This window comes from Pseudoalteromonas sp. MMG024 (assembly GCF_021654175.1).
In the GTDB taxonomy this organism is placed as follows: Bacteria; Pseudomonadota; Gammaproteobacteria; order Enterobacterales; family Alteromonadaceae; genus Pseudoalteromonas.
In genome coordinates this window covers 69009-82027 of record NZ_JAKFZO010000008.1, presented here as the reverse complement: position 1 = coordinate 82027, position 13019 = coordinate 69009, and the positions used below count along the sequence as shown (strand labels likewise).

Below are 13019 nucleotides of genomic sequence, written 5' to 3'. Positions count from 1 at the left end.
AAAGGAATACTTCTTGCTTCTTTGTTATTGTACTACCGTATAACATTGATGTGCCATAATTTTGACACTCGCTAGTTATACCTTGTTTTACCCATAAAGCATAGTCGAAACATTATGAGTTTGTTTAAAAAAAATCTTTATTTCTTTATTTTAATACAAATTGCTGCGCTTGCTATGACTTCACTCAAAGCAAAGGTTTACAGTAAGTTAGAATTGCAGCAAATCGCAATAGATTATGTTGCGGATAATAGACAACCCAACCCTAACCGACACCCGAATTCGCAGTTGTCAATTACGGCATTACCGCTCGATACTCGTATCAAAACACGAACATGTCAGCGCGAGTTGCAAGTAAGTGCCGCAAACCCTATCAATACTAATCGGCAATCTACTATAAAAATTAAGTGTTTAGATCAAAATAATTGGCAAGTTTTTGTGCATGTGAAGCAATTGGAGCTCGTTGAAGTGATTACGGCAGCACAAGGGATCAGTAAAGGGCAACGAATTACCGCACAACATTTAACCAGCAAGCAAGTTGCAAAACACTTAACGCGTTCGAATCAATTTAAATCGAGTACTAACTTAATAGGTAGCCGGAGTAAACGAAATGTTCGTACGGGACAAACTATCAACTACAATTATATTTGTACTATTTGTAAAGGCGATAAAATTACTATTTTGGCAAGCTTTAAAGGCATGACAATTAAAACGCAAGGTGAAGCGCTTGAAGATGGCCGCATAGGCGACAACATTAGTATTCGCAATGTAAAATCTAAAAAGAAAATTCAGGCAAGAGTTTTAAACACTGAGCTGGTAAAAGTCACAATTTAACGCTGTACTCTAGTAGAAATTTCAGGTTAAATAAGAGGTTACAAATTTAATAAAAATAGTGCATTTTTTATTAAAGGTTGTACCCGAGATGCCGATACATAAGATGTGAAATCTTAGTAGAGAGAACTGTCATGGTTAATCAAATAAATCAAGGCTCAAACAGCCAAGCAAACGTCAGGCTTGAAAGCTCTAAGCAGCAAGCGTCTGAAACTGCTAATAAACAAGTGCAAGTGAATACTGCTACGGCAAAAGCAACTAGCGATTCAGTGAGCATTACACCGCAAGCTCAACAGCTTAAAAAGCTAAATGAAAAAGCGGAGCAATCATCAGGTATTGATGAGAAAAAAGTAAACGAGCTGAAAAAAGCGATCGCTAACGGCGAATACAAAATTGACGCAGAGAAACTTGCTGAAAATATCAATAAACTTGAATTTAAACTTTTCGGTCGATAGTTTATGAATCTAGAACAGATATTAGCGCAACAACTTGATGAGTTGAATACTATGGCTGACATCCTAAAGCAGGAATTAGAAGCTATAGTTGCGCGCGATCATGAATCGTTGATATCTGTTGTTGAAAGCAAAGTTACATCGTTGCAGTCAATTCAGCAACGTGACCAACACATTGCCAAATTAATTGATCAAGACGGTATTAATAAAGCTGAATACCAGCCAACAATCAACCAAATTAATCAGGTATTAGTTGACTGCAAAAAGCAGAATGACGTGAATCAAGTAGCAGCAAATCAAAGCCAGATTGCTTCACAAAAATTAAAAAATATCTTGTTTGGTAAAAGTCATACCGGATACGACAAAACGGGCAAATCTTTCTCTCTACCTAACCCGATTGCTCGCGGGCTAAAAGCGTAATCTGAATTTACTAAAAAAAAGTAACCTGCTAGTAGTAGGTTACTTTTTTTACGTTTCTTGGTTTTGTTTGACCAATGTATAAGTCATGTACCAATTTCATATCTAGCTCAACTTCTGTCGCATACGTATCACCCACAGCGTAGCTTTTGGTCACTTTCGCACCACGTACAACACCTTGCACACGTACTTTCAAAGTATCATTACTAGCGATTAGGCCTTTAACGCTCGTTTGCGCGTCAACTTTTTGTCCGTAAACTTGTTCCGCAAGCTCACGATAAGCCTCAAGCTTTGATGCCTTCATTGCCATAATCGATTTTTGCTCTGTTGTTGTACCCGGTTGCAAACTGATCGGTGCATACCCTACCGCATACAGCACTGGGTAGTTATCTGGTGTTTGGTATTCATATTCAATATGTTTATCAAACAGTTGGCTACAGCCACCTAATAAATATAAGCTCGTTACCAGAGTTGATGTTTTGAAAATTGATTTCAACATGTTGCCACCATACAAATGCATATTAAATTTGAATTAGCAATTTTCGCGCCACTGTATAGTTTGGTACAGAAATTGAATATACAAACTAAGGTTTAAATTGAGAGCTGCGCTATGCGACATCTAGTATTACTTCTTTTTATTGTGAGCTTTTCGTCTCATGCAATTTGGTATGAATCAACCGGCCAAGCCAAAATACGCAATGGTAATGCTGAACAAGCTCGAATGATGGCAACCGAAAACGCTATTCAGCAAGCTCTACTTTTTTCTGGTGCGCAAGTGACTAGTCTGCAGCAAGTGGTAAATGGTATTTGGCAAACACCAAGCACCCAAGTTTACTCCCATGGCGCAATCGATCAGATTGAAGTAATTGATGAGATTCAATCAGACAACACGCTCTCAATTACACTTAGGCTTGATATTTTAGACAATAGCGAGACTTGCCAAAATTCATCGATTAAAAAGAATGTGGCTCTAACAAGAACCGGTTTTAAAACTCCGAGCCATGCAACTTATGGTCAAATTTTTGAATTACCAAAAGCATACAGCGAAAAGCTCGCAAAGCATTTGTATCAGTTTACCCATTTATTCAACACAAAAGCCGATATAAATCGTAAACTTAATACCAAAAACCTGTTTACCGCGCATTTTGATGCCAACTCAAGCGTCCTTATTCAACAAATTGCCGACCAAAATAACAGTCAATTTGTCTGGATATCGCAAATAGAAGACCTATCGCTTGGTGAGCAACAGAGTTCATCGTTAGCATTTTGGCAAAATAAAGCTTATGAACGTTTTTTCTCGATAAATACGGCGCTATACAATGGCTTAACCGGCGAACTGCTGAAACAAACACACTACGATACATTTGCCACCTGGCAAACCAAAAAAACAGCCCGTATCGATGTGAACAGTGAAAAGTTTTGGACCATGCCTTATGGGCAAGCGATATCAGATATCAACTTAAAGCTTGGCCAAGATTTAGCAAGCTACCTTGCTTGTATTCCAGCGCAAGCACGTATTTTAAGCGTCGATCACGATACCGTGATCATTAGCCTTGGCGCTGAAAATAATCTAGTGAAAGGACAAAAGCTGCAAGTTGCACTGCGCAAAGGGTTTAATCAAAAGCAGCTTATTATTAATACTGATTACCAGTTGAGAGTCTCTCAGGTAAATCAAAACACTGCTATCGCTCAAGTGATAGGCGACAAACTACTCGCAAACGTACAAATTGGCGATTTGGTTACATTGGCAAGCTTCTAAGGGGCTAGAACCAAGAGAAGCTTAGCATTTAGTTTTAATAACCTGTTCTATTGTAAAATAACTCGGAGTAAACACGTAACCTTCAAGAAATACGTTAATCACGCTGCTACATAACAATAAAAGATAGCTCGATTTAAACAACCGCTTGATATCGTTCAAATAACAATTAAAAAAGACGAGTTAAAACTTAATAGGCGTTAATGGCGTTCCCGGCAGGAGTCGAACCTGCGACCCTTCGCTTAGGAGGCGAATGCTCTATCCAACTGAGCTACGAGAACAATATCATTTATTCAAGATTATCAAAGAGTAAAAAGAGAAAGCAATCAACTTATAGGAAACAACAGTTTACCTTTGCGTGCTATTCATCAAATGCAACACTGTATGGGATTGTGTATTTGGCGCTGGCTATTATACGCTGGTCACTCAAGCTAGTAATGCGAGAGTTAATCACCACACCGTTACTTTTATATAGTAACGTACCACTTAACACGGCATTTATAACACCTTGAGAGTTTAGTTGCTTAACATCACGAGAATATGTGTAATCACCATTACCATCTATGCGAACAACTGGCATGACTTTATGATCTACTACATTTAAACCATATGCCTGAACTTCTGTCAGCATCGATTCAGCAAGTTGATTTCCAAATCGACTTGCATACTGTAGGTTATCATCTAAATCGACAAATGATGTTACGGCTAAGCGAACCAGTTCTGGCTCTGCATCAAGGTTAGCCATCAATTTCATTGCGATTTGTTCCGCATATTCATCAAGCAAATAGTCATTAATTGGTGCAATTCGATTCGCTGGTTGATGTTGTGCAACAGGATACACTTTCTTCTGTTCTTGAGATTGTTGCACTGTAGTTTGACAACCAGAAGCAAGTATTGCTACTCCCGCGATTAAATGTTTCATAAATGCTGCCCTAACCTTTTCGTAACGGAATACCATCGTTGTTTTTGGTATTTTGCAGTGACTTTATCGCATAATCAGGCACGAGCCCTTGCGCTGACGCCACGACTGCTTTTGATTTTATGCCAATGATTCGTGCATTGACTAAATATCCCTTCTGATGCTTCGTTAGGGTACCTGATAACACATAATCTATTGGTAAATCCGAACGCAACTCCATGTAGTCCCGACTAAAAATATAGTCTCCTTCCGTACTCACTCGGAAAAAATCAGTGGTCTTGTAATCCAAAACAGGTAAACCTAGCTTATGAATTTCATGAATAAAACTTTCAGCAATCTGATTACCAACTAAATTAGTTTTTTGTAAATCACTATCAAGCAGCACAAAGCTAGTCACAGCAATTGGAGTGCTTTGGTTAACGTATTTAACATTATCTGCAAGTTGATGCATTAATCCTCGCACATAATGGTTAATATTTTTAATTTCTTTAACCGTCCCCTTATTCGCCATAAACGAATCCGCACTGTAAGCTTGAAAACGACTATCTACTTGCTCAGTTGTTTCGTCACTAGCTGCAACCGTTGTATTGTTGCCCAATGTAGTACATCCAACCACAACAGCAGCTATTGAAGCGACTCCGATTGATTTAACCATGCGAACCTTCATTAGTATGTACTCCTATAAAGTTTTCCATCACGTAACGATATCTTGCTTTGCTGCCAATTAACGTTAGCTGGGAACATTTCGGTTGCTGCCGAAACAACCCGTTTATCAGATAAGTCTATTAATCTTGCACTCACTAAAAAGCCCGTTTCAATCTTGCTGATTGTACCTGTTAAAAAATAATCAACAGCCAAGTTGTCAGACAACTGTGATTTGTCGCGTGTCAGCATAATGTCTTGGGTATCGACAATTGTGATGTATTCTGAAGTTTTAAATTCTATAACGCTTGCACCAACTTGCGTAAAAAGTGTCTGAAGACTTGCTTGAACTTGATTGCCAAGAGTCAACAATTGCGGGTCTTGTTTGTCTTTAAGATCTTGCTCTGGCAAGAAGGTCCCCACTGCAATACGATTGTCTGCATTTAACTTAGGCATGGTATCAAACATAGTTACGGCAAGCTGCTTTGCAAAGCTATGCACATTTCGTTCAGATACATTGGTTTGATTAAATACTTTAGCTTCAATTGGCTCTGTGATTACAGGCTCACTTGAGCAACCCAACAGTATAAGGCTAGTAAAACCAATGCAAAAAATTTGTTTCATTTGTGACACCTTCAAACACATTGACATCACAAAAATAAAGCAAAAAAAATGCCACTTTGAAGTGGCATTCTCAAAAAGTATTTAAAATACTACAGTAATGATTGAATGTGCGCCTTTAACTCATCTTTAAGGTCATCACGACGCAGTGCATATTCAATATTGGCTTTCATATAGCCAATCTTTGAGCCGCAGTCGTGGCTTTTACCTTTCATGTAGTAGGCATCGACTTGCTGCTCTTTCATTTGCATTGCAATGGCATCGGTAAGTTGAATCTCATTTCCCGCGCCTAACGGTGTTTTCTTAAGTAGCGGCCAAATGGATTTATCTAGAACGTAACGCCCTACCACTGCAAGATTAGAAGGCGCTTCATCGCGTTTGGGTTTTTCAACAATATTTTTGATTGCGGTGCTGCCACCAGGTAGCAGTTCATTGCCGTTAATATTCACAATACCAAACTTATCCACGTCTTCATCAGCAACCTTTTCAACCATAATTTGGCTGTGGCCAGTTTCATTAAAACGCGTAATCATGTCGGCAAGGTTATCTTTATTTAAATCGCAGCTCACGTTATCTAAAATTACATCAGGTAACACCACGGCAAATGGCGCATCGCCAACGATTGGTCTGGCACACTCAACAGCGTGGCCTAACCCTTTTGCTTCACCTTGACGCACGTGAATAATCGTCACGTCTTTTGGGCAAATAGCCTGAACTTCTTCGAGTAATTGACGTTTTACGCGGCGCTCTAACGTCGCTTCTAGCTCAAAACTAGTATCAAAGTGATTTTCAATTGAGTTTTTACTCGAGTGCGTTACCAATACGATTTCTTTGATGCCAGCTGCGGCAACTTCTTCAACAATGTATTGAATTAATGGTCTGTCGACAATTGGAAGCATCTCTTTTGGAATAGCTTTGGTTGCTGGCAACATACGTGTGCCTAAGCCTGCTACAGGAATGACTGCTTTCATTATTATTCTCTTCCTTAATTGTAGTTATACGGCAAATGGGTATTTAATCGCCTCGTGATATTGATAGCCTTCCACCGTAAAATCATCGGTGGTCACCCAGGTTTCAATATCTTCTAGCGTTTTAATATTTGGATTAATAGTTAAGCTTGGTGATTCAAACGGCTCGCGTTTTAGCTGCACATCACGCATTAACTCAAGTTGGTTTTCATAAATATGGGCATTTACAATTTTATGGTACGCCTTACCCGCTTTTAATCCGCAGATTTGTGCCATTAATGCTAATAGTACAAAACACTGAATCTGATTGAAGTTAAGACCAAGCGGCACATCACAGCTGCGCTGATAAGATGTTAGATAAAGCGTATCACCTAACAACGAAAAGGTATGAGTATGCATACATGGGCGTAAACAGCCCATATCAAACTCACCTGGATTGTAAAAAGTTAAGATTTCGGCGCGATCATCAACGCCATTTTTAAGGTTATCAACAATCTTTTTCAGTTGATCAAGCGTTGTACCATTAGGCTTTTGCCAAGCACGTCCCTGAACGCCATAAACACGGCCCATATCATCTTCACCTTTACGGTGCGGATTGTTTAGCCACGCGCTATTTTCATTCGCATTGGCGTTCCAGGTATTACACCCAATCGCTCTAAATTGTGCGGCGTTATCGTAGCCACGTAAATAACCCAATAATTCGGCTATCGCCGCTTTATAAAAACTTTTACGTGTGGTGATTAACGGGAACTTATTGTTCGCTACATCGTACTCTAGATCAGCGTTTACCACCGTTAGGCAGCGAATACCGGTGCGTTTATTTTCTACCCAGTGGCCTTCATCAACAATGCGCTGACATAACTCTAAATATTGTTTCATGCATTACACTCTTTTTGTTGGCGTTTTACAGCCCAGAACATTAAACCAAGGCCAGCTAAAATCATTGGAAGCGACAAAATTTGCCCCTGCGAAATAATACCGCCATAAAGGCCTATATGTGCATCGGGTTCACGGAAGTATTCAACAATAAATCTAAAGAAGCCGTAACCAAACAAGAATAAGCCGCCAATAACACCTTCAGGGCGTGGCTTTCTGTTTACAAACTGAATGATCGCAAACAGCACTAAACCTTCTAAAATAGCTTCGTAAAGTTGCGACGGGTGGCGCGCCACAGGGCCACCTGTTGGAAATACCATCGCCCATGGCACATCAGATGCTCGGCCCCATAACTCACCGTTAATAAAGTTACCGATGCGGCCGAAAAACAAACCAAGCGGTACAAGTGGCGCAACAAAGTCACCTACTCCCAACAAGGTTTTATTTTGTTTTTTGGCAAACCAGGCTATCGCCGTTACTACACCAATTACACCACCATGGAACGACATGCCGCCTTCCCAAATTTTAAATAAGTACAGTGGGTTTTCTAAGAAGTAGCTAAATTGATAGAAGAATACATAACCAAAACGGCCGCCTAAAATAACGCCAAGCATACCGTAAAATAATAAGTCACTAGTTTGCTCTTTAGTCCAACCACTATTTGGTTTGCTTGCCGCGCGAGATGCTAAAAATGAAGCCGTTACAAACGCAATCAAATACATCATGCCGTACCAGTGTACTTTTATTGGACCTATCTCAATAAACACTGGATCAATATTTGGAAAATCCACTTATTTCCACCTTTCCTTTTTAACTACTTAACATTCTAATTGCGACAATCACTAACAGTGCCGCAAAAATACGTTTTATTATTTTTACTGGTAAATACTGCGCCGCTTTTGCGCCAAACTGTGCAAAAAACGCCGATGTTAATACAATTCCGATTAATGCGGGTAAATAAACGAAACCAATAAAGCCTTCGCTTACATCATGGTATTGCAAACCTAAGCTAATATAACCGACTACGCCAAAAGTAGCGATTAAAATGCCACTCAATGCCGCACAACCGATGGCTTTTCGCATATCGAGTTTAAAATGCGTTAAAAATGGCACTAATAACGCCCCGCCACCGATACCCACCATGCCAGACACCGCACCAATAACACTGGTTCCCAGGGTTAAAATGCTGCCGTGAGGCAATGCTGATTGTGTTTTTGGTTGATGCGGTAAAATCATGCGTAGTGCGATAAAAATAACGCAGCTGGCAAAAATCAACTGTAGGGTATCGTTACTAATACCGGTGGCAATCACGCCACTTAATAATGCACCAACTGATACACCAACTAATACCCAAGGGGCTATTTTCCATGGAATATTTTGATTTTTATGATGTGCGTAAGCGGAGCTTGAAGAGGTAAATATAATCGATGCCAGCGATGTAGCTATAGCAACGACCATGGCTTGATCGGCTGGTACTAAATTTAGCGCGAGTAGAAGGTAGCTCAGCACCGGTACAATAATTAATCCACCACCAATACCAAGCAGTCCAGCCAAAAATCCAACCAAGCAGCCAAGCGCCATACAACTAAAAAAAACTATCGAAATATCAGACATGAACAACCTAAGTTTTAGTGGACTGCGCTAGTATACAGAATTTGGCTTAATTTGTGATGAATTATAAATTCCCTTAATAACCGATGCACTTGTTTTGCGTTTTTTGCCGCCAAACAGGTCACTAACAGTTGTTCCATATCGCTGGCGTTTAAGCGTCGTAATACGTATTTTACTTTATTAATCGCGCTTGGGCTCATACTCAAATCACGATAACCCATAGCCACTAACAACAACGCGCCTTCAGGGTCAGCAGCCAGCTCACCACACAAACTAAACGGTAACTGATAATCAATACATTGAATCGCAATGTCGTTAAGTACGCGCAGTATTGCGGGGTGATAACTATCAAATAAATTCGCTACTCGCGCGTTAGTTCTATCAACCGCCAGCATATATTGCGTTAAGTCATTACTTCCCACCGAGCAAAAATCAACGCACTTAGCCCACTCAGGTAATAAATAAACACTCGAAGGTACCTCAAGCATAATACCTACTTGCGGCATTGCTAACTTTCCTTGCTCAGGAAGCCACTCATCTTGTAACTCAAAAAAGGCTTGTTGAATAAGGCGCTTTGATGACTCCACCTCATTTACGTCAGCCACCATAGGCAACATAATTTTTAAATTACCGAGCCCCATATTGGCTTTTAGCATGGCTTTTACTTGCTCTAAAAACAGCTCAGGGTGATCTAAGCTAATACGAATACCACGCCATCCTAAAAATGGATTTTCTTCTGAGAAATTAAAATAGCTTAAGCATTTATCACCACCAATATCCAATGTACGCATGGTCACAGGCGACGGATGGTAGGCTGATAGTATTTCACGATACCAGGCTTCTTGCTCTGCCAAACTTGGAAATGCATTTTGTTGCATAAACCAAGCTTCGGTACGATATAAACCTATGCCATCCAAATATTTGGCATTTATCAAATCATTTGAAACTTCAAGCCCGGTATTGGCATACAAGCTTATTTCTTCCCCATCAAGCGTTACTGCCTCTAGCTGATACTCAGCATCAAATGCATCGTGTAAACGCGCATCTTCTCGCTTTAACTTAGCATATTCGTTTATAAGCGCTTTGGTGGGCGAAATATAAACACGGCCAGCATACGCATCTAAAATTAAAAACTTATCTGCCACATGGGAAATCGGTAAGCCAGATAACCCCCAAATTGCGGGAATCCCCATTGCACGCGTCAAAATAGAGGCATGTGAGTTCGCCGCCCCACTGATGCTCACTACCCCTGCCAACATCTCTCTTGGAATTTCCGCAAGCATGGTAGGCGTTATGGTATCGGCAACCAAAATAATTGGCGCATCAAAATGATGCTTTTTATATTCACTGTTGAGCAAATGATGTAATACGCGAATACCGATATCTTGAATATCAATGGCGCGCTCACGAATGTAGGTATCTTGCATTGCCATAAATTGAGCAACCAAGCCTTCAATCACTAACTTTAATGCACTTTTAGCACACCAGCCTTGATAAATTTTAGCTTCAACTTGATCGCCTAAACTCTTTGCTTCAAGCAGTTGTTCATAAACGGTAAACACCGCCAACGTTTCTTGACCAAGATCGCTATCAAGTTGCGCAGCCATGCGACGAAATTCTTTACGCGTGGTAATGACCGCGTGATGGAAAAGTCGAATTTGTTCGCTATGAGCGTCGCATTTCATCAATTCTAATTGACTAAAATCGATACTTGGCGCCATCACATAGGCTTTACCAAGTGCAATGCCTGGGGCTGAGCTCAATCCTTTTAAACAGGTAGTCTTTTGCTCTGATTCACTAAATTCGAGTAAATGTTGAATTTCCGCATTCGCTAACTGCGCTGCCAATTGGGCTGATAACGTAACTAAAAAAGACTCTTCATCTTGGCTAAATACTCTAGCGAGCTGTTGCTGCACAACTATTACGCCAAGGATCTTACCTTGATGCACAATCGGTACTGCTAAAAATGCATTATAGTTTTCTTCGTCAACTTCAGGTGCCAGTTTGAATCTTGGGTGGGATTTTGCAAAAGCAAGGTTGATGGCCTCTTCGCGCTGGGCAACTAATCCCACTAAACCTTCAGTGAAACCAATTCTGAATTCACCAACCGCTTTAGGGTTAAGACCATCTGTTGCCATCAAAACAAATGCGTCTTGTGCATAATCAGCAAAATAGACCGAACAGCACTGTGTTTTCATAGTGCTTTTAACACTTGAAACAAAACACTCAAGCGCCGCTTTCAAATTACTTTGCTGCGACACTTTTTGCGCGATTTCTCGTAATGCTGTTAGCACAGTTACCTCATTAATTAGCGCCTATTCCGCCAGCCTTGGTCTTTTTTATGAAATGGCATTGCATGAGGTGCAAACTCTTTCATAACGCGGCGGTAAACATCTCGTTTAAACGAAACGACTTGGCGTACAGGATACCAGTAACTGACCCAGCGCCAATCATCAAATTCGGGATGATTAGTTTTAGACAAATCAACGTCTTCATCGGGACAGCGTAATTTAAGTAAAAACCATTTTTGCTTTTGACCTATACACACTGGACTTGAATCTCGGCGAATTAAACGCTTTGGTAACTTATAACGTAACCAGTGTTTAGAGCTTGCAATGATTTCAACGTCTTCGGGTTTTAATCCAACTTCCTCATTCAGTTCTCGGTACATGGTTTGCTCGGCAGTTTCACCTTGGTCAACGCCACCTTGTGGAAATTGCCACGAGTGTTGACCATAACGTCTAGCCCAAAATACCTGTCCCTGATTATTACAAATAACTATTCCAACGTTGGCACGGAACCCTTCGGCATCTATCACCCGCATGTGCCTCTTTTAATTCTTAATATAGCTCGATTGTTCCATAATCCGTATCTAACAGCAAATGAAAAACCAGCATATACTCAGGTTACCCACAAGTTGTGAATAAAACTAAAAATAAACGCACATTTCTCAAACAAATCCACAATCACCTATTCAAAAAGCACACTTCTCCACAGATTCTGTGGATAACATTGTTTATATTTGTGTATTTAGTGCATAAATACAGCAGAGCAGTTGGTAAAACCTTAACACCATAAAAAATATTTCTTTATATATCAGTAAATTAAGCAAGTTAAACACAACAAAATAGGCACACTCAAAAAGCAGTGCATTTTATAACCAAATAAAACAATCCTTTAAGGTTATCCGTAATCGGTAAATTTGCTAAACTTCGATTTTAATTTATCGCGCTTACTGTATGAATAAACCCTTACCACCTGCTAGCACCTCTGAACTTATGACGCGCGTTAACGATATCGCTGGTTTAACGTTAGGAGAAGTAGCAGCAAGCTATGCATTCAACACACCGGAAAACTTATTAAGAGAAAAAGGCTGGATAGGCCAACTTATTGAATATGTGTTGGGCGCGACCGCAGCCTCAAAGCCTGAACCTGACTTTGAAAATTTAGGTATAGAACTTAAAACATTACCCATTTCATACAGTGGCAAACCATTAGAAACAACTTATGTGTCAATTACACCGCTTACCAATTTACACGGTGTAACGTGGCAAAACTCAGTTGTGAAAAAAAAGCTGTCGCATGTTTTATGGTTACCGATTTTATCAGAGCGCGAACTGGCGCCAACAGACCGCATTATTGGCAATGGTTTTTTATGGCAACCAAGTGCGTTGCAAGAGGCACAGCTAAAAAAAGACTGGGAAGAACTTACCGAGATGATTGCGCTTGGCAACATTGAACAGATTAACGGGCATTTTGGTCAAGTACTGCAACTGCGCCCAAAAGCAGCCAATAGCAAAGCCCTTACCCAAGCTATTGGACCTAACGGCAAAGAAATAATGACTTTGCCACGGGGGTATTATTTAAAAACAGAATTTACCCGGCAAATATTAGCCGAACAGTTTGGTGCTGGGTAATAAGAAGTGTTT

At 40.2% G+C, this 13019-nt stretch carries 15 protein-coding genes and 1 tRNA gene; 5 read left to right on the top strand and 11 right to left on the bottom strand.

The annotated features are described in order from the left end of the window. Positions 1–114: 114 nt before the first annotated feature. The 3 genes from flgA to L1068_RS09330 all read left to right on the top strand — a co-directional run bounded on the left by flgA (position 115) and on the right by L1068_RS09330 (position 1700). Complete coding sequence (gene flgA / locus L1068_RS09340; protein ID WP_237130039.1) at positions 115–831, top strand: flagellar basal body P-ring formation chaperone FlgA; 717 nt, start codon at positions 115–117, stop codon at positions 829–831. Between the two features lie 131 nt (positions 832–962). Then, entirely contained in the window at positions 963–1283 is a 321-nt protein-coding gene (gene flgM, locus L1068_RS09335; RefSeq protein WP_010560744.1) for a flagellar biosynthesis anti-sigma factor FlgM, read from the top strand. A gap of 3 nt (positions 1284–1286) precedes the next feature. After that, on the top strand, positions 1287–1700 hold the full coding sequence (locus L1068_RS09330) for a flagellar protein FlgN (RefSeq protein ID WP_237130038.1): 414 nt from the start codon (positions 1287–1289) through the stop codon (positions 1698–1700). Positions 1701–1728: 28 nt separating this feature from the next. On the opposite strand, the gene L1068_RS09325 is transcribed toward L1068_RS09330, so the two are convergent. Next, positions 1729–2196 (bottom strand): LPP20 family lipoprotein, encoded by a 468-nt coding sequence (locus L1068_RS09325; protein ID WP_100914496.1) that lies wholly within the window; start codon positions 2194–2196, stop codon positions 1729–1731. 111 nt (positions 2197–2307) lie between these two features. On the opposite strand from L1068_RS09325, the gene L1068_RS09320 reads away from it, so the two are divergent. Continuing rightward, positions 2308–3456, top strand: a complete 1149-nt coding sequence (locus L1068_RS09320) for a flagellar assembly protein T N-terminal domain-containing protein (RefSeq protein WP_237130037.1) — start codon at positions 2308–2310, stop codon at positions 3454–3456. A 201-nt stretch (positions 3457–3657) separates the two neighbouring features. On the opposite strand, the gene L1068_RS09315 is transcribed toward L1068_RS09320, so the two are convergent. The 10 genes from L1068_RS09315 to rppH form a co-directional block, all read right to left on the bottom strand. Beyond that, positions 3658–3734: transfer RNA gene (locus L1068_RS09315), tRNA-Arg, on the bottom strand. A gap of 80 nt (positions 3735–3814) precedes the next feature. Beyond that, a complete protein-coding gene (locus tag L1068_RS09310; protein WP_010560748.1) occupies positions 3815–4375 on the bottom strand; it encodes a FlgO family outer membrane protein in 561 nt (186 codons plus the stop codon). 10 nt (positions 4376–4385) lie between these two features. Continuing rightward, entirely contained in the window at positions 4386–5039 is a 654-nt protein-coding gene (locus tag L1068_RS09305; RefSeq protein WP_010560749.1) for a FlgO family outer membrane protein, read from the bottom strand. After that, positions 5039–5638: a FlgO family outer membrane protein gene (locus L1068_RS09300; RefSeq protein ID WP_237130036.1), complete on the bottom strand. Its 600-nt coding sequence runs from the start codon at positions 5636–5638 to the stop codon at positions 5039–5041. Before L1068_RS09300 ends, L1068_RS09305 begins: the two co-directional genes overlap by 1 nt. A gap of 89 nt (positions 5639–5727) precedes the next feature. After that, positions 5728–6606, bottom strand: coding sequence for a UTP--glucose-1-phosphate uridylyltransferase GalU (gene galU / locus L1068_RS09295; protein WP_237130035.1), 879 nt, complete (start codon positions 6604–6606; stop codon positions 5728–5730). Positions 6607–6630: 24 nt separating this feature from the next. Continuing rightward, positions 6631–7482 carry a thymidylate synthase gene (locus L1068_RS09290; RefSeq protein WP_237130034.1) on the bottom strand — a complete coding sequence of 284 codons (852 nt, stop codon included), beginning with the start codon at positions 7480–7482 and terminating at the stop codon, positions 6631–6633. Then, on the bottom strand, positions 7479–8270 hold the full coding sequence (gene lgt / locus L1068_RS09285; protein ID WP_010560753.1) for a prolipoprotein diacylglyceryl transferase: 792 nt from the start codon (positions 8268–8270) through the stop codon (positions 7479–7481). The genes L1068_RS09290 and lgt overlap by 4 nt, the downstream gene beginning before the upstream one ends. A 19-nt stretch (positions 8271–8289) precedes the next feature. Further along, positions 8290–9093: a sulfite exporter TauE/SafE family protein gene (locus L1068_RS09280; protein WP_237130033.1), complete on the bottom strand. Its 804-nt coding sequence runs from the start codon at positions 9091–9093 to the stop codon at positions 8290–8292. A gap of 14 nt (positions 9094–9107) precedes the next feature. Next, on the bottom strand, positions 9108–11384 hold the full coding sequence (gene ptsP / locus L1068_RS09275) for a phosphoenolpyruvate--protein phosphotransferase (protein ID WP_237130032.1): 2277 nt from the start codon (positions 11382–11384) through the stop codon (positions 9108–9110). 14 nt (positions 11385–11398) lie between these two features. Continuing rightward, positions 11399–11908: an RNA pyrophosphohydrolase gene (rppH, locus tag L1068_RS09270; protein WP_010560756.1), complete on the bottom strand. Its 510-nt coding sequence runs from the start codon at positions 11906–11908 to the stop codon at positions 11399–11401. Between the two features lie 421 nt (positions 11909–12329). On the opposite strand from rppH, the gene mutH reads away from it, so the two are divergent. Then, positions 12330–13007 carry a DNA mismatch repair endonuclease MutH gene (gene mutH, locus L1068_RS09265; protein ID WP_237130031.1) on the top strand — a complete coding sequence of 226 codons (678 nt, stop codon included), beginning with the start codon at positions 12330–12332 and terminating at the stop codon, positions 13005–13007. Positions 13008–13019: the final 12 nt, after the last annotated feature.

Bases quoted from the DNA above. Each gene is read 5' to 3' on its own strand.
- flgA (WP_237130039.1), top strand. From the start codon at position 115: ATGAGTTTGTTTAAAAAAAATCTTTATTTCTTTATTTTAATACAAATT.
- flgM (WP_010560744.1), top strand. From the start codon at position 963: ATGGTTAATCAAATAAATCAAGGCTCAAACAGCCAAGCAAACGTCAGG.
- L1068_RS09330 (WP_237130038.1), top strand. From the start codon at position 1,287: ATGAATCTAGAACAGATATTAGCGCAACAACTTGATGAGTTGAATACT.
- L1068_RS09325 (WP_100914496.1), bottom strand. From the start codon at position 2,196: ATGTTGAAATCAATTTTCAAAACATCAACTCTGGTAACGAGCTTATAT.
- L1068_RS09320 (WP_237130037.1), top strand. From the start codon at position 2,308: ATGCGACATCTAGTATTACTTCTTTTTATTGTGAGCTTTTCGTCTCAT.
- L1068_RS09310 (WP_010560748.1), bottom strand. From the start codon at position 4,375: ATGAAACATTTAATCGCGGGAGTAGCAATACTTGCTTCTGGTTGTCAA.
- L1068_RS09305 (WP_010560749.1), bottom strand. From the start codon at position 5,039: ATGAAGGTTCGCATGGTTAAATCAATCGGAGTCGCTTCAATAGCTGCT.
- L1068_RS09300 (WP_237130036.1), bottom strand. From the start codon at position 5,638: ATGAAACAAATTTTTTGCATTGGTTTTACTAGCCTTATACTGTTGGGT.
- galU (WP_237130035.1), bottom strand. From the start codon at position 6,606: ATGAAAGCAGTCATTCCTGTAGCAGGCTTAGGCACACGTATGTTGCCA.
- L1068_RS09290 (WP_237130034.1), bottom strand. From the start codon at position 7,482: ATGAAACAATATTTAGAGTTATGTCAGCGCATTGTTGATGAAGGCCAC.
- L1068_RS09280 (WP_237130033.1), bottom strand. From the start codon at position 9,093: ATGTCTGATATTTCGATAGTTTTTTTTAGTTGTATGGCGCTTGGCTGC.
- mutH (WP_237130031.1), top strand. From the start codon at position 12,330: ATGAATAAACCCTTACCACCTGCTAGCACCTCTGAACTTATGACGCGC.